This is a genomic window from Haloferax massiliensis, from assembly GCF_001368915.1.
In the GTDB taxonomy this organism is placed as follows: domain Archaea; phylum Halobacteriota; class Halobacteria; order Halobacteriales; family Haloferacaceae; genus Haloferax; species Haloferax massiliensis.
In genome coordinates, this window is sequence record NZ_CSTE01000002.1 from 1,673,661 (window position 1) to 1,687,214 (window position 13,554).

21 protein-coding genes are annotated in these 13,554 nt (G+C 69.1%); 11 read left to right on the top strand and 10 right to left on the bottom strand.

Translation table 11 applies throughout. The features are described from left to right. Window positions 1-28 precede the first annotated feature (28 nt). Together BN996_RS12685 and BN996_RS12690 are read left to right on the top strand one after the other, a co-directional pair. On the top strand, window positions 29-655 hold the full coding sequence (locus tag BN996_RS12685; RefSeq protein WP_089779511.1) for an MBL fold metallo-hydrolase: 627 nt from the start codon (window positions 29-31) through the stop codon (window positions 653-655). A gap of 1 nt (window position 656) precedes the next feature. Continuing rightward, the gene (locus BN996_RS12690; RefSeq protein WP_089779513.1) at window positions 657-1,037 is read left to right on the top strand and encodes a hypothetical protein; all 381 of its coding nucleotides are present in this window, start codon (window positions 657-659) and stop codon (window positions 1,035-1,037) included. A 17-nt stretch (window positions 1,038-1,054) separates the two neighbouring features. On the opposite strand, the gene BN996_RS12695 is transcribed toward BN996_RS12690, so the two are convergent. Both BN996_RS12695 and trxA read right to left on the bottom strand, forming a co-directional pair. After that, entirely contained in the window at window positions 1,055-1,201 is a 147-nt protein-coding gene (locus tag BN996_RS12695) for a 50S ribosomal protein L40e (RefSeq protein WP_004044485.1), read from the bottom strand. A 113-nt stretch (window positions 1,202-1,314) separates the two neighbouring features. Next, window positions 1,315-1,581 (bottom strand): thioredoxin, encoded by a 267-nt coding sequence (trxA, locus tag BN996_RS12700; protein WP_049917914.1) that lies wholly within the window; start codon window positions 1,579-1,581, stop codon window positions 1,315-1,317. A gap of 238 nt (window positions 1,582-1,819) precedes the next feature. Here trxA and BN996_RS12705 point away from each other — a divergent pair, with 238 nt between their 5' ends. The 4 genes from BN996_RS12705 to BN996_RS12720 all read left to right on the top strand — a co-directional run bounded on the left by BN996_RS12705 (window position 1,820) and on the right by BN996_RS12720 (window position 4,525). Then, the gene (locus tag BN996_RS12705) at window positions 1,820-1,984 is read left to right on the top strand and encodes a preprotein translocase subunit Sec61beta (protein ID WP_007274930.1); all 165 of its coding nucleotides are present in this window, start codon (window positions 1,820-1,822) and stop codon (window positions 1,982-1,984) included. A gap of 52 nt (window positions 1,985-2,036) precedes the next feature. Next, window positions 2,037-2,645 (top strand): pyridoxal 5'-phosphate synthase glutaminase subunit PdxT, encoded by a 609-nt coding sequence (pdxT, locus tag BN996_RS12710; RefSeq protein WP_089779515.1) that lies wholly within the window; start codon window positions 2,037-2,039, stop codon window positions 2,643-2,645. A gap of 78 nt (window positions 2,646-2,723) precedes the next feature. Then, the gene (gene hisE, locus BN996_RS12715; protein ID WP_089779517.1) at window positions 2,724-3,026 is read left to right on the top strand and encodes a phosphoribosyl-ATP diphosphatase; all 303 of its coding nucleotides are present in this window, start codon (window positions 2,724-2,726) and stop codon (window positions 3,024-3,026) included. Window positions 3,027-3,271: 245 nt separating this feature from the next. After that, on the top strand, window positions 3,272-4,525 hold the full coding sequence (locus tag BN996_RS12720) for an MFS transporter (protein WP_089779519.1): 1,254 nt from the start codon (window positions 3,272-3,274) through the stop codon (window positions 4,523-4,525). Window positions 4,526-4,555: 30 nt separating this feature from the next. Here the strand turns inward: BN996_RS12720 and npdG are convergent, their stop codons facing one another. Next, the gene (npdG, locus tag BN996_RS12725) at window positions 4,556-5,224 is read right to left on the bottom strand and encodes an NADPH-dependent F420 reductase (RefSeq protein WP_089779522.1); all 669 of its coding nucleotides are present in this window, start codon (window positions 5,222-5,224) and stop codon (window positions 4,556-4,558) included. Window positions 5,225-5,330: 106 nt separating this feature from the next. Here npdG and BN996_RS12730 point away from each other — a divergent pair, with 106 nt between their 5' ends. After that, window positions 5,331-5,531 carry a hypothetical protein gene (locus tag BN996_RS12730; RefSeq protein ID WP_089779523.1) on the top strand — a complete coding sequence of 67 codons (201 nt, stop codon included), beginning with the start codon at window positions 5,331-5,333 and terminating at the stop codon, window positions 5,529-5,531. Between the two features lie 4 nt (window positions 5,532-5,535). Here the strand turns inward: BN996_RS12730 and BN996_RS12735 are convergent, their stop codons facing one another. The 3 genes from BN996_RS12735 to BN996_RS12745 are packed head-to-tail and all read right to left on the bottom strand — an operon-like array spanning window position 5,536 to window position 7,104. Beyond that, window positions 5,536-5,748, bottom strand: coding sequence for a DUF7534 family protein (locus BN996_RS12735; protein WP_089779525.1), 213 nt, complete (start codon window positions 5,746-5,748; stop codon window positions 5,536-5,538). After that, window positions 5,748-6,602, bottom strand: coding sequence for a TIGR01548 family HAD-type hydrolase (locus tag BN996_RS12740; protein ID WP_089779527.1), 855 nt, complete (start codon window positions 6,600-6,602; stop codon window positions 5,748-5,750). Before BN996_RS12740 ends, BN996_RS12735 begins: the two co-directional genes overlap by 1 nt. A gap of 58 nt (window positions 6,603-6,660) precedes the next feature. Then, a complete protein-coding gene (locus BN996_RS12745) occupies window positions 6,661-7,104 on the bottom strand; it encodes a UPF0146 family protein (protein WP_089779529.1) in 444 nt (147 codons plus the stop codon). 39 nt (window positions 7,105-7,143) lie between these two features. Between BN996_RS12745 and BN996_RS12750 the strand changes: the two genes are divergently transcribed. Genes BN996_RS12750 through rtcA form a run of 3 tightly spaced genes read left to right on the top strand, consistent with a single transcriptional unit; the run spans window position 7,144 to window position 9,277 of the window. Further along, window positions 7,144-7,665, top strand: a complete 522-nt coding sequence (locus BN996_RS12750; RefSeq protein ID WP_004969113.1) for an archaemetzincin family Zn-dependent metalloprotease — start codon at window positions 7,144-7,146, stop codon at window positions 7,663-7,665. 58 nt (window positions 7,666-7,723) lie between these two features. Then, a complete protein-coding gene (locus BN996_RS12755) occupies window positions 7,724-8,173 on the top strand; it encodes a universal stress protein (RefSeq protein WP_089779531.1) in 450 nt (149 codons plus the stop codon). Next, a complete protein-coding gene (rtcA, locus tag BN996_RS12760) occupies window positions 8,174-9,277 on the top strand; it encodes an RNA 3'-terminal phosphate cyclase (protein WP_089779533.1) in 1,104 nt (367 codons plus the stop codon). It abuts the gene before it with no gap. A 24-nt stretch (window positions 9,278-9,301) separates the two neighbouring features. Here rtcA and BN996_RS12765 read toward each other — a convergent pair whose 3' ends face one another. The 4 genes from BN996_RS12765 to BN996_RS12780 form a co-directional block, all read right to left on the bottom strand. After that, window positions 9,302-9,784 (bottom strand): YbhB/YbcL family Raf kinase inhibitor-like protein, encoded by a 483-nt coding sequence (locus tag BN996_RS12765; protein ID WP_089779535.1) that lies wholly within the window; start codon window positions 9,782-9,784, stop codon window positions 9,302-9,304. 54 nt (window positions 9,785-9,838) lie between these two features. Continuing rightward, complete coding sequence (locus BN996_RS12770) at window positions 9,839-10,759, bottom strand: VOC family protein (protein WP_089779537.1); 921 nt, start codon at window positions 10,757-10,759, stop codon at window positions 9,839-9,841. A gap of 184 nt (window positions 10,760-10,943) precedes the next feature. After that, complete coding sequence (locus BN996_RS12775) at window positions 10,944-12,758, bottom strand: ribosome biogenesis/translation initiation ATPase RLI (RefSeq protein WP_089779541.1); 1,815 nt, start codon at window positions 12,756-12,758, stop codon at window positions 10,944-10,946. A gap of 2 nt (window positions 12,759-12,760) precedes the next feature. Next, window positions 12,761-13,075, bottom strand: a complete 315-nt coding sequence (locus BN996_RS12780; RefSeq protein ID WP_089779543.1) for an EMC6-like membrane protein — start codon at window positions 13,073-13,075, stop codon at window positions 12,761-12,763. A 123-nt stretch (window positions 13,076-13,198) separates the two neighbouring features. Between BN996_RS12780 and BN996_RS12785 the strand changes: the two genes are divergently transcribed. After that, window positions 13,199-13,492 carry a MarR family transcriptional regulator gene (locus tag BN996_RS12785; RefSeq protein ID WP_004044502.1) on the top strand — a complete coding sequence of 98 codons (294 nt, stop codon included), beginning with the start codon at window positions 13,199-13,201 and terminating at the stop codon, window positions 13,490-13,492. The last annotated feature ends 62 nt before the right edge of the window (window positions 13,493-13,554 follow it).

Consider the following 13,554-nt stretch of genomic DNA (forward strand, 5'->3'; position numbering starts at 1 on the left):
TTTTCCGGTCGGGCGCGTACGAGGCGGTATGGAAGTCGTTTCAGTCACCGCCGACGCCGAGACGTTCACCTGCAACGCCTACCTCGTCCTCGGCGAGCGAACCGTCCTCGTCGACGCCGGGACGATGCCGGGCGTCGAGGCGGTCGTCGCCGAGCACACCGACGACCTCGACGCGGTGGTCGTCACCCACCAGCACTCCGACCACGTGGGCGAACTCGACGCGGTGGTCGAGCGGTTCGACCCCGACGTGTACGCCTACGCCGACCACCCGCTTCGGACCCACGAACTCGGGGACGGCGACCACGTCGAGATGGGCGACGAGTCGTTCGAGGCCGTCTACACGCCCGGCCACGCCGACGACCACGTCTCGCTCGTGAGCGGGCGGTCGCTGTTCTCCGGCGACGTGTTCGTCTACAACGACGGCGCGTTCGACGACGGCAGTTTCGGCCGCACCGACATGCCGGGGCAGTCCCGAGAGCGCCTCATCAGTAGCCTGCACACGCTCTCAGACCGCCTTCCCTCGACGGTCGAGGCGCTGTACGCCGGCCACGGCGACCCCTTCGAGAACGAGGCCGGCGGCGACACCGTCCGCGACGCGCTCGAACGCGCCATCGAACGCGCGGAGCGGCGCGAGCCGAAGTACCCGGAGGAGTGAGATGGCGACCGACGCAGCGGGCGGACGGAACGGCGACCTGACGCGACTGCACTACGTCGGCGTCGGCCTCGCGGCCGTGACGGGCGTGATTCACCTCGTACTCGGGGCGGGCGCGCTGGCCGCGAACCTCGCCGACCCGCTCGGCATCGCGTTCATCGGGGCCGCCGCGGGGTTCGCCGCGGGCATCGTCGGCGTCCTCCGCGGCGACGAGCGCCTCCGCTCGCGGGTGGTGTTGCTCGGTATCCCCTTCACCGCCGGGCAGGTGGTCCTCTACGTCGCGCTCAACTGGCCGGATATCTTCGGCATCGGCGGCGTCGCGGACAAACTCGTCCAGCTCGCGCTGCTCGCGGTGCTGTTCGCGCTGTATCGGCGAGACGCCTGAGAGAGAAGCGTACGGGGTTACGCGGCGCGGCGTTCCTTCGACTTGGGTCGAAGGTGCTTGTAACCGCACTTGCGGCACTGCTTGGCCTTCTGGGGGTTCCGCGCGTTGCACCGCATGCAAATCTGCTTCTCGAGCGTCCGCTTCGTCGCAGCGTCACTAGCCATGCATACGAGTCCCGCCGCCGGTCGTATAACGCTTGCGAGACACGCCGCCGGCGCTCGCGGGGCGCTCGGCGGGCGTCCGGATGGGTCGGAAAACGCGGCGGTCCGCGGCGCGCTTACGCGCCGGCCTGGCTCAGCGCCGACTCGATATCGTCGCGCTGGGTGACGCCCACGAAGCGGTCGACGATGCCGTCGTCGTTCTCGACGATGAGCGTCGGAAGCGAGCGAACCTGATACTGGTTGGCCACGTCCTGCTCCTCGTCGACGTCGACCTTGACGAACTCGACGCTCTCGTAGTCGCCTTCGAGTTCGTCGAGAATCGGGTCCTGCGTCTTACAAGGGCCGCACCAGTCCGCGTAGAAGTCCAAGAGTCGAACAGTCATCGTATCCCGACGCATCTTGCCCGTCCCCGCGCATAAGGATTACTCATGGGCCCGCGGCTCTCCGGTTGTCCGTCCGGGCGTTACGGACGGATTCAGCGTCGTCGAGCGCCGAGACGCCCGCGAACCGGGTCGAAGAGAGGCGCGTTTGCCGGCGATTCGGGCGAGCGCCCCGACCGCGCGCCACGCGGCTCCGAAGCGAGCCGAAACGTTTAGGCGGCGGACGCACGGACGGTGGAACATGAGCAAGGGCCAGAACAGCGGCGGTCTGATGTCGAGCGCGGGCCTCGTCCGCTACTTCGACGCGGAGGACCGCAACGCGATTCGAATCGACCCCAAAACCGTCTTCGCCGCGGGAGCGCTGTTCGGCATCGGTGTGCTGGTGCTGAACTCGCTCGCGTTCTGACCGCCGACCGCCGAGCGGACGCTTTTTGTCTGCGGCTTCCCGAGACCCGTCCATGACTACGCTACGCGCCGGCGTCGTCGCCGTGCAGGGCGACGTCTCCGAGCACGCCGACGCCGTCGAGCGGGCCGCCGACGCTCACGGCGTCGACGCCGAAATCGTCGAGATTCGAAGCGACGGCCTCGTCCCCGACTGCGACGTGTTGCTCATGCCGGGCGGGGAGTCCACGACCATCTCCCGACTCCTCGAACGCGAGGGCATCGCCGGCGAGATTCGCGCCCACGTCGACGCCGGGAAACCCGTCCTCGCCACCTGCGCCGGCCTCATCGTCGCCTCCCGCGACGCCAAGGACGACCGCGTGACCACGCTCGACCTCCTCGACGCGACGGTCGACCGCAACGCCTTCGGCCGGCAGGTCGACAGCTTCGAGGCCCCGCTGGACGTGGCCGGCCTCGACTCGCCGTTCCCCGCGGTGTTCATCCGCGCGCCCCTCATCGACGAGGTCGGCGAGGACGTGGAGGTGCTCGCCGAGTGGGACGGCAACCCCGTCGCGGTCCGCGACGGTCCCGTCGTCGGCACCTCCTTTCACCCCGAACTGACGCCCGACAGCCGCCTCCACGACCTCGCGTTCTTCGACGAACTGGCGGTCGAAGCCGACGCCTGAGCGGCCGAGTAACTGGCGGAGTGACCGTCGCCCGCCGGAACCAGAGGGTCTTTTTCCGCGCCCGTCCGTCGTGCGACCATGGACGCCGACACCCCGACCGACGAGGTCTTAGACGAACTCTTTGCGACCATCGAGTCGCGCAAGGCCGACCTCCCGGAAGACTCCTACACGACGACGCTTTTCACCCACGAGAAAGGCGAGAACTACGTCCTCGAAAAGCTCGGCGAGGAGGCCACAGAGACCATCCTCGCGGCCAAGGACGACGACCGCGAGGAACTGCTCTACGAGAGCGCCGACCTCGTCTACCACCTGCTCGTCGTGCTGTCGATGAACGACGCCTCGCTCGACGACCTCCGCGAAGAGCTGAAAACGCGGTTCTGAGCGGCCGGGCGACCGTCTTCCGCGAACGCGACTGCGACCGCGGCCGCGACTTCGATTGCGACTGCGACCGCCGCCCCTCACCGGCCGCGGTTCCCGGACGAGACGGCCCGATTGCAAAACACCAAGAGCGTGCGTTTACGATAGCGCACTCTCTCGATGCACGCCCCTCGAACTCGTATCCGCCGGTCCACTCTCTCGCACGTCACGTCACATCGCGCCGCGCCCGCCTCCCGAGGGTCGGCCGCGTGAGTCGGCTGTTCGGCGGCGACGAGCCGTCGGTCGAGTTCGTCGCCGGGAGCCTCATCGCGGGCGTCTTCTTCGGCGGCGTCGGCGCGGGCGTCGCCTTCCCGACGCTCCCGACGCTCGGCCCCATCATCGGCATCACGCCGTTCGTGGTCGGCCTCATCCTCTCGGCGAACCGGTTCACCCGACTGGTCGTGAACACGCCCGCCGGGCAGATACTCGACCGGATGGGGACGCGCCGGCCGATGATAGCCGGGTTCGTCGTGCAGGGGCTGTCGCCGTTCGGCTACGTCCTCGGGCTGGACCCCGGTCCGATTCCGCTCGACAGCGCGACCGTCTTCCTCCTGTCGCGGGCCTGCTGGGGCGTCGGCTCGGCGTTCGTCTTCGTCGGCGCGTTCAGCACCATCACGCACGTCACCTCGGGCGAAAACCGCGGCAAGTGGGTCGGCTACATGCGCGGCGGGCAGAGCCTCGGTTTCCCCGCGGGTCTCGTCGTCGGCGGCCTCGTCACCGACGCGTTCGGCTACGCCACCGCGTTCGCCGTCGCGGGGTGCGCGGGCCTGTTCGCCGCCCTCGTCGCCATCTCCGTCCTCCCGGACGTGCAGACCGACGTGACGGCGGCGAGCTCGCTCCGCGACGTGCCGCGACTGGTCGGCTCCGACGTCCGCATCTTCACCGTCGGCACCGTCAACTTCGCCGTCCGCTTTCTGTTTTCGGGCGTCCTCCTCTCGACGGCCGTGCTGTACGCGACGGCGAACGACATCTCGCTCGGCGGTCTCTCGGGGGCCGGCGTCAGCGGCGTCGTGATGGCCGTCGGCGTCGTCGCGTCGAGCGTCACGACGCTCGCAGTCGGGCGGTACTCCGACCGCCTGTCGAACCGCGCGGCGCTGACGCTCCCCGCGCTGGGCGTCCTCGCGGCCGGGTTCGCCCTGCTGGCGCTCGTGCCGACGCTCCCCTCGACGCTCGCGGGCGTGGCGCTCATCGGCGTCGGCGTCGGCGGGTCGAACCCGCCGCTTTTGGCCTACCTCGGCGACCTCAGCCCGGCCGACGACGTGGGCAAACTCGGCGGCGTCTACAACGTCTTCGGCGACTCGGGGTCGACGCTCGGCCCGCTCGTGGCCGTCCCGCTGGCCGAGGTGGTCGGCTTCCGCGTCGAGTACCTCGCCTGCGTCGCGCTCGTCGCCGTCGTCGGACTGCTCGTGGCGCGGACGCTCTACGGAGAGGCGGCGACGGTGCCGCGGTCGGAACTATCGTGAAAACGGGATTCAGACGCGGGTCGGACGGCGCTACTTGAACTGGATGCCGAGGTCGTGCATGCCGTCGTTGTTCCGAGCGACGTTGATGAGAAGCGGGGTGATGCCCTCGATTTCGGAGGCGTTGGCGAGGCCGCCGCCGTCGAGCGCGCGGAGGCCGTCGATGCCCTCGGCGAGCAGGCGGACCGTCTCCTTCGCGTCCTCGTCGTCGGCGACGAGGAGGGTGTCGATGCCGAGGTCGGCGTCGAGGTCGGCCAGTCGGCCGGCCGCGAGGTTGTGGAACGCGCCGACGACCGGCACGTCGTCGGGGGCCGCGTCGGCGACGAGCGCCGTCACGCTCCCCGCCTTCGGCGGGTGGTAGTGGAAGCCGTCGTCGTCGCGCTTCATGCCCGCCGCGGGCGTGACGAGCACGTCGCCCTCGGACAGGGAGTCGGCGACGGCCTCGACGGTGTCGGAGACGTGGTACGGCGGCACGGCGAGGACGACCACGGAGGCGCGGTCGGCGGCCATCTCGTTCGTGAAGCCGTTTACCTTCACGTCGCGGCCGCGGCTGGAGAGTTCGGTCTCGTACTCGTCGGCCTTCTCGCGGGCCTTGTCGGGGTCGCGCGACCCGACGATGACCTCGTGGTCGGTGTGGTAGGCCCAGCGGAGGGCGAGGCCCTCGCCGATGTCGCCGGTCCCACCGAGGAGTGCGATTCGCATACTCACACCTCCGGACCGAACCGACCTAAAGGGTTGTGCGACCGGTCGGTTCTGCCTGTGTTCGGGAGGGAACAGAGCTATAAGTTCAAAGGGCTGTCACGAAGGCGTGAACGAGTCGAGGTACTTTCAGGCGCTGACGCTGTGGTTCGTCGTGCTGATTTTCATGGGAACCGGGCCGGATATCGACGGCGTCCTCGGAACCGCGCTCGGTGTCTTCTGCGTCGCGCTGCTATGGGTGCTCCCGGTGTACGTCTCCGTCAAACTGGTCGACGACCTCGGCGCGCGGTTCGGGGGTCGATCGGGGTGAGGCGTCAGGCGTCGTCGTCGGACTCGACGAGCGACTGCACCCGCTCGAAGCCGTCGCGGTAGACGAGCCACCACGCGACCACCGGGGCCAAAAGCAACAGCGGCCCGACGAGGAACAACTGCGTGACGGGGTCCGGCGGGAGGAGGTACGTCCCGACGACGACCACGAGCGCGTCGAGCGCGAGCAGCGTGACGACGAAGGCGCGGAGGTGTCCCATCAGTCGAGCAGGTCCGGAACCTCGTTCACGTCCTCGACGACGGCGGCCGCGCCGATTTCGGCGAACTTCTGTCGGCCGTCGTCGCCGGTCAGGCCGCCCGAGAGGACGCCGACGCCGTAGTAGACGCGGTCGGGGTCCGCGGCGTCGGCGTTCAGCGCCGTCTTCACGTCGTCGAGGGTGTCGCCGACGAAGACGACCGACTCGGCACCGAGGCGCTCGGCGACCGTCACGAGCGCGGCCGGGTGGGGCTTGCCCTCCTCCCAGTCGTCCATCGTGAACCGGTGGTCGTCGGCCACGTCGAGGCCGACGCGGTCGAGCGCGATGTCGGCCTCGGCGCTGGGCCGACCCGTGACGACGCCGAGTTCGCGGTCGCCGAGGGCGTCGAGCGTCTCCTGACGGAGGAGCACGGGTTCGTCGTGGATGTAGCCGGCGGCCTCGAACGGCGGCTCGCCGCCTTCGAGGTCGCGGTAGAGGTCGCTCCCGAGGTAGAGCGCCTGAAACGTCCGCCGGAGCGCCTCGGGGTCCCACTCGTCGAAAACGACGCTCGGGTCGGAACACAGGGCCTCGACGGTCGCCTCGGCGGCGTCGAGGCCGCCGCCGCGGGCCTCGATTTCGTCGGTGAACGCGGCGACCGACAGGTCGGTCTCGCGGGCGGCGAGGACGTACAGCGCCGCCGCGTACGTCAGTTCCCAGTCGTTGTTGAAGCCGCCGGCGTCCTTGAACAGTTGGACCTCGTCGCGGGTGATGGTCGTGCCGTAGTGTCGGTCCACGGATTCGACGATGGCGCGCCGGTAGGAGTCGGCGACGTCGACGAGCACTCCGTCGATATCGAGGACGACAGCGTCCGCGTGCATACCGGAACGGCGCGACGAGCGGGCAAGTGCCTTACTCTTGGGACCGGGCGGGTCGCGGTTACTCTCGGGACCGACCGGGTCGCCCCGGTCGCCCCGGTCGCCCGCGCTCCGCGACGTACAGCGTGTCGCCCGGAAGCGACTCGCGGGCGACCGGAATCGACGGCTCGTCGTAGCCGAGCGTGGTGAAAAGGAAGTCGGCGTCGGCGCGGCGGGCGACTTCGGCGGTCGGCCGGTGAAGTTCGACGGGAAGGTTCAGGGCGTAGACGACGTCGGCGTCGGCGTAGGGGCCGAGGTCGGAGGCGTCGGCGCGGGCGAACACGTCGTCGCGGACGAACGAGACGCCGTCGGGGACGGGGAAGTCGTGCACGTCGACGGCGACCACGTCGACCCCGCGGTCGGCGAGGGCGACCGCCGTCGAGGACTCCCGACCGACCCCGACTTCGACCGCGCGGTCGAAGTCGGATAACCGTGCGACGAGCGCGTCGCGCAGCGATTTTTCCACGTCGGGATATTTATGAAGCGCCCCCGCTTAATCCCTCGCATGCTCGTCGATATCGTGCCTATCGGGGATATTTCTGCGGCCGTCAAGCGGGAGGCATCCGCCGGACTCCGCTCCGTCTACGACTGCGACGTGACCGTCCACTCGAATCAGGCGATTCCCGAGGGCGCGTTCGACCGGAGCCGAAACCAGTACCGGGCCGAGCAGTTCATCGAACTCGCGAGTCGCATCGGACGCGGCGAGAAGAACATCGGCATCACCGAGAAGGACCTCTACTACCGCCGCCGAAACTACGTCTTCGGCCTCGCGTACCTCAACGGCAACGGCTCCGTCATCTCCACGTACCGCCTCCAGACCTCCACTGACGGCGGCATCACGAACAAGCCCGCCGACGAGGTGCTGTCCGACCGCGTGCGAAAGGAGGTCGTCCACGAAATCGGCCACACCCTCGGCCTCGAACACTGCGACAACAACAAGTGCGTCATGTCCTTCTCGCCGACGGTCCGCGAGGTCGACGTGAAAGAAGAGAACCTCTGCGGCACCTGCAGTCGGCTCGTCCACTAGTTCTCAGGGCACGAACACCGTCTCACCCTTTTTCTCGTCTCGGCACCTGTATACGAGTATGAACTTCGTCGTTGCGGTAGACGGCTCTGCGGCCGCGGACAGGGCGCTCGACCACGCGCTTTCGATGCTCGAACCCCTGGGTGCGACGGTCACGGTCGTCCACGCGGTCGAACCGCAAGTCCTCGTCGAAGGCGGCGAGGAACCGGTCGCGGGCGTCGCCAGAACCGGCGACCGAATCGTCGCCGAGAGCCTCGAAGACGCGGAATCGCGCGCCGAGCGCGTCCTGCAGGCGGCCGCCGAACGCGCCGCCGACGCGGGCGTCGAAGCGACCGCGGAACTCCTCTACGGCGACCCCGTCGAGGCGATTCCGGCCTACGCCGACGAGGCGGACGCCGACGGTATCTTCGTCGGCCACCGCGGCCTCTCGAAGCGCTACGAGGGGCTGGTCGGGAGCGTCGCCAAGGAACTCGTCGAGCGGGCGTCCTGTCCCGTCACCGTCGTCCGCTGAGTGCGCCGACTCGACGGCCGCGACGGCGGCGGCCAACCCCTGCGAACCGCGCTCGCGCTCTCGCTCGTCACCGGCGAGCCGTTCGAGATGACGAACGTCCGCGGGAACCGCTCGACGCCCGGGCTGAAGGCCCAGCACGTCGCCTGCGTCTCGGTCGCGGCGGCCGTCTCGAACGCCGACGTCGACGGCGGCGAGGTCGGCTCCTCAACACTCCGCTTTTCGCCCGGCGACGTGCGAGCCGACCCGGTCGAGGCGGCCGTCGGCACCGCCGGGAGCGCGACGCTCGTCTGCGAGACGCTTCTTCCCGCGGCCGTCGCCCTCGACGACCCGCTTTCGCTTTCGGTCACCGGCGGCACCGACGTTCGGTGGTCGCCGCCGGCGGACTACCTCCGGTACGTAAAACGCCCGCTGTGTTCGGCGTTCGGCGTCGACCTCGGCGTCTCGGTGCCTCGCCGCGGCTTCTACCCGGCCGGCGGCGGCACGCTCTCGCTCCGAATCGAACCGGCCGAGCCGACCCCGCTGGCGCTGGACCGTCGCGCGGACCCCGACGAACTCCGGGTCTACTCGGTCGAAAGCGACTCGCTCGCGGACGCCGCGGTGGCCGACCGGCAGGTCGAGGGCGTCCGCGACACGCTCGCCGAGGCGGGCGTCGACCTCCCGGCTCGCGCCGCGGTCTCGTCGGTCGAAAGCGACTCGCCCGGGTCGGTCGTGGTCGTCGTCGCGCGGGGTGGAGAAGACGAGAGAGGCGACGACGGCTCCGCGTCGGTCGTCGCCGGCTTCGACGCCTACGGCGAGCGCGGCACGCCGGCCGAGACGGTCGGGTCGCGGGCCGCCGCGTCGTTCCTCGACTGGCTCCGCGGCGACGCGCCCGTGGACCGCCACATGGCCGACCAACTCCTCGTCTGGGTCGCGCTCGCCGGGGGTCGCCTGCGGATTCCCGCCGTCACGGACCACGTGCGGACGAACCTCGACGTGATTCGAGCCTTCGGCTACGACGTGACGCTTCGGGCGGCCGGAGACGGCGATGGCGGCGCGGGGACGGGGACCGGACCGGGCGCTGATTCCGGCGCGGGCGCGGTCGTCGAGTCCGACGGCGGCCGCTGACCGGGTGACCCGTTTCCGTCCGTTTCAGGGCGCGTAGGTCCCGGTCAGTTTCGTCTCGGCGACGACGTGTCCCGCGATGGCGCGCTTCAGGTCGGCTTTCGCCGCACCGGCGTCGAGGTCGAGAGCGGTGTCGAGCGCGTACAGGAGGAACCGGTAGGCGTGCTCGCCGTCCGGTGGGTTCGGGCCGCCGTAGCCCGGTTCGCCGTAGCTGTTGGTTCCCTCGACCGCGCCCGGCGGCGTCTCGCCCGCCTCGATGGCGTCGGTTTCGGGGTCGACGTTCCAGACCAGCCAGTGGTCCCACACCTCGCCCGCGGGTTTCACCGCGTCGGGGTCGTCCATCACGAGGGCGAGCGAGACGGTTCCGGGGGGCACGCCGCCGATTCGGAGCGGCGGGCTCTCGTTTTCGGTCGCGTAGCCGTGGGTGCGGGGTATCGGGCTTCCGTCGTCGAACGCCGGGCTCCGGAGGGAGAGCCCGCGACGGCGCTCGCTCGAATCGCTCGATATCATACCCTCTCGTTGGACGACGAGCGACAAAACGATTCGTTCGGGAAGACCGACGCGTCAGCGCTCGCGAACGACGCGAACCCCGATTCCGTCGGGGTCGGAGACGACGAGCGAATCGGTCGCGTCGGCCGCGTCGCCGGTGCCGTCGCCGTCGCCGAACCCGCCCGCCTCGACCTCGTGGCCGGCGGCGGCCAGCGACTCGCGGACCGCGTCGAGCGTCGCGGCGTCGGGGACGACGACTTCGAACCACTCGATACCGCGGCCCTCGCCGACGGGGGCGCTCCGGGTGTTCCAACTGTTCAGGCCGACGTGGTGGTGGTACTCGCCGGCGGCGACGAACGCCGCGCCGGGATAGCCCTCGTCGCGGACGCGCATCCCGAGCGCGCCGACGTAGAACTCCTGCGACCGAGGGACGTTCGTGACTTCGAGGTGGACGTGTCCGAGGTCGGTGCCGGCGGGCGCGACCTCGTCGCCGGCGGCGTCGTCGGCGAGCGCACCGAGGTCCAGCGGAAGCGTGTCCATCGACACCCGGCGGTCGTCGGTCCACGGCCACTCCTCGCGGGGCCGGTCGCGGTAGACCTCGACGCCGTTGCCCTCCGGGTCGCGGAAGTACAGCGCCTCGCTGACGAGGTGGTCCGACGCGCCGGAGAGCGTCGCGCCGGCGTCGCTGGCGCGGGTTCGGGCGCGGGAGAGCACGTCGCCGAGCGCCCCGCGGTCGGGCACGCGAACCGCGAGGTGGAACAGCCCGGCCTCCCGGCGACCGCGCTCCGGGGCGTCGGGGTCCTCGTCGAGGACGACGACGGGGGTCTCGCCCGCCGAGAGAACCGCCCGCGACCCGTCGCGTTCGCGCTCGACCGCGAGGCCGACCACGTCGCGGTAAAACGGGACGACGCGGTCGAGCGAGCCGACGCGGAGCGCGACCCGGCCGAGGTGGGTGTCGTCCGTGAGCGAGCCGTCGGATGGGGAATCGTTCGTCATGCCCACGTCTTCGAGCGTGGCCGTGAAAACGTCCGTAGTAACATCGGAGTCACTCGCGGCGCGGCGTGTAACCGGGTCGCTGCCGGCGGGAAACGGCCGGCTGAGACGGAACGAAAAACGAGAGCGAGAGCGGAAACGAAGCGGACGGAAACGCGAACGCGAACGCGAACGGGCGACCGGGTCGCTACTTGGCGTAGTAGTACTCGCCGGCGCGCTTCTGCTCGCGGTCGAGCTGCGAGTCGGGCTTGTTGATGCGCGGGCGCTGGGTGCGCTCGTCGCGGCGGAACGTGATGTCGAGGTCCGACAGGAAGTCGTTCATGCCGTCGCGCATCTCCTGCGGTTTCGAGGCGTGGCCCTCGATGGACGGCTCGCCGTCGAACACCATCAGGCGGTCCGCCAGCAGGTCCATCATGTAGATATCGTGGTCGATGACCATGACCGTCGCGTCGTGGTTCTCGGCGTAGCGGCGGATGGCCGAGGTGGCCTGCACGCGCTGTTCGACGTCGAGGTGGGCCGACGGCTCGTCGAGCAGGTAGAGGTCGGCGTCCTGCGAGAGACACGCCGCGATGGCGACGCGCTGGCGCTCGCCGCCCGAGAGGTCGGTGAGGTTGCGCTCCATGATGCGGTTGAGCTGGAGCGGGTTCGCGATTTCGGTGTTCCAGTACGACGAGCCGAACTGGTCGGTGATAGACGAGAGGAACGCGTCGACCCGCATCGGCTGGTCGATTTCGATGTACTGCGGCTTGTACGAGATGTCGAGCGCGAAGTCGAGGTCGCCAACGTCGGGCGTCAGGTCGCCCGTAAACAGCTGTGCGAGCGTCGACTTCCCGATACCGTTGGGGCCGACGACGCCGAGCACTTCGCCGTTGTAGATGGTGCCGGACTCCACGTCGAGCGAGAACTCGCCGTCGCCGTAGGACTTGGCGAGGTCGGGGTACTCGACGAGGGGTTCGGCCTTCGTCGTCTCCCGGGGCGCGTGCTCCTCGAAGGTGATGGCCTCCGGGCGGATGCGCATGTTCTCGTTCGAGAGATAGCCCTTCAGGTACTCGTTGATGCCGTTTCGGACCGACTTGGGGTCGGTGATGACACCGTACGCGCCCGGCTCACCGTAGGCGACGTGGAGCGTGTCGGCGAGCAGGTCGAGGATGGCGAGGTCGTGTTCCACCACGAGCACCGCGCGGTCTTCGTCCTCCGCGAGTTCGCGGATGAGCCGCGCGGCGGTGACGCGCTGGCCGATGTCGAGGTACGGCGAAATCTCGTCGAGGAAGTAGAAGTCGCGGTCGCGGGCGAGCGTCGCCGCGAGCGCGACCCGCTGGAGTTCGCCGCCGGAGAGCGTCTCGATGTCGTTGTCGACGACGGGCCCGATGTCGAGGCGGTCGATGTAGGAGTCGAGCGCGCCGCGCTCGTCGGTCGCTTCGAGGAGGTCGCGGGCCGTCCCGTCGAACTGCTTGGGAATCTGGTCGACGTACTGCGGCTTGCGCGCGATGGACACCTCGCCGTCGCGGACCCGCTCGACGTAGTTCTGGAGCTCGGTGCCGCGGAAGCGGTCGAGGACGGCCTCCCACGTCGGGTCGTCGTCGTAGTTGCCGAGGTTGGGGACCATCTCGCCCGCGAGGGCGCGGACGGCCGTGGTCTTCCCGATACCGTTCGGTCCGAGGATGCCCGTGACCGACCCGGACTCGGGGACCGGAAGCCCGTACAGCGAGAAGGCGTTTTCGCCGTAGCGGTGGGTGGGGTCCTCGTCGAGTTCCGAGGGGAGATTGATGATTTCGATTGCGTCGAAGGGGCACTTCTCGACGCAGATGCCGCAGGTCTCGCCGAGGCAGATTTCCTCGGAGATGCGCACCTGGTCGGGACCGCCCTGCTCGGCGTCCTCGCCGCGGAGCGTGATGCACTCTTTGCCCGTCCGGTTCGGCGGACAGAAGTTCGAGCACTCGTAGCTACAGCGGTCGGGAGAACACCGGTCTAAGTCGACGACGGCGATACTATCGTCGGCCATCGTTAGAGCTGAACACCCGAAGTCAGGAGGATGGCGAACGTGATGAACCAGAGCGCGAAGGTCATGAACACGACGTAGAGATAGTCCTTCGCGCCGAAGTCGCCCACGTCGACGCCGACGACGCGAAGCACCGGGAACTGGATGAGAACGAGCGCTCCGAGGATACCCACGGCCAACTGATTGGTCGCGGCCTCGGGACTCGTCCCCACCACAGCACCCGAGACTACCGCGGCGGCGATGCCGGCGAGGCAGGCGAGTGTCGTGACCGTCACTCCGCGAATGTGACTGGAGAGTCCGGTCTGCGTTTCCGTGGCCATGTGTTCCCCTGCGATATCCGGCGTCAAAAGCCGTTCGTTCCTCCCGCCGCCCCCGGATAAAGCGTTGTCGGCCGGTCGCCGGCCAACAAGGTTTATGCTGGTAGCGCGTTTCGATTCGTAACGATGGCTGGAACAGAAGAGGAGAGTCTCGACGACCTCCCACCGAGTGCGAAGCTTGTGTTCAAAGTGCTCGAATACAACGGTCCGCTCACCCAGAAAGGCATCGTCGAAGAGTCGATGCTCTCGGCGCGAACCGTTCGCTACGCGCTCGAACGACTGGAGGGAATCGGTATCGTCGACGAGGACGTTTACTTCGCCGACGCCCGACAGAACCTCTATCAGTTGACCGATCTCGCGCCGCAGCAGGCGCAGGCCAAAGCCGACGGCGGCAAGGAAAAGGCCTGCTGCGCCGAGTAACCAGAACCGCCGCGGAACCACCGCACGCTTCGCAGTCGGTGTCAGAAGAGACCAGTTGCGAC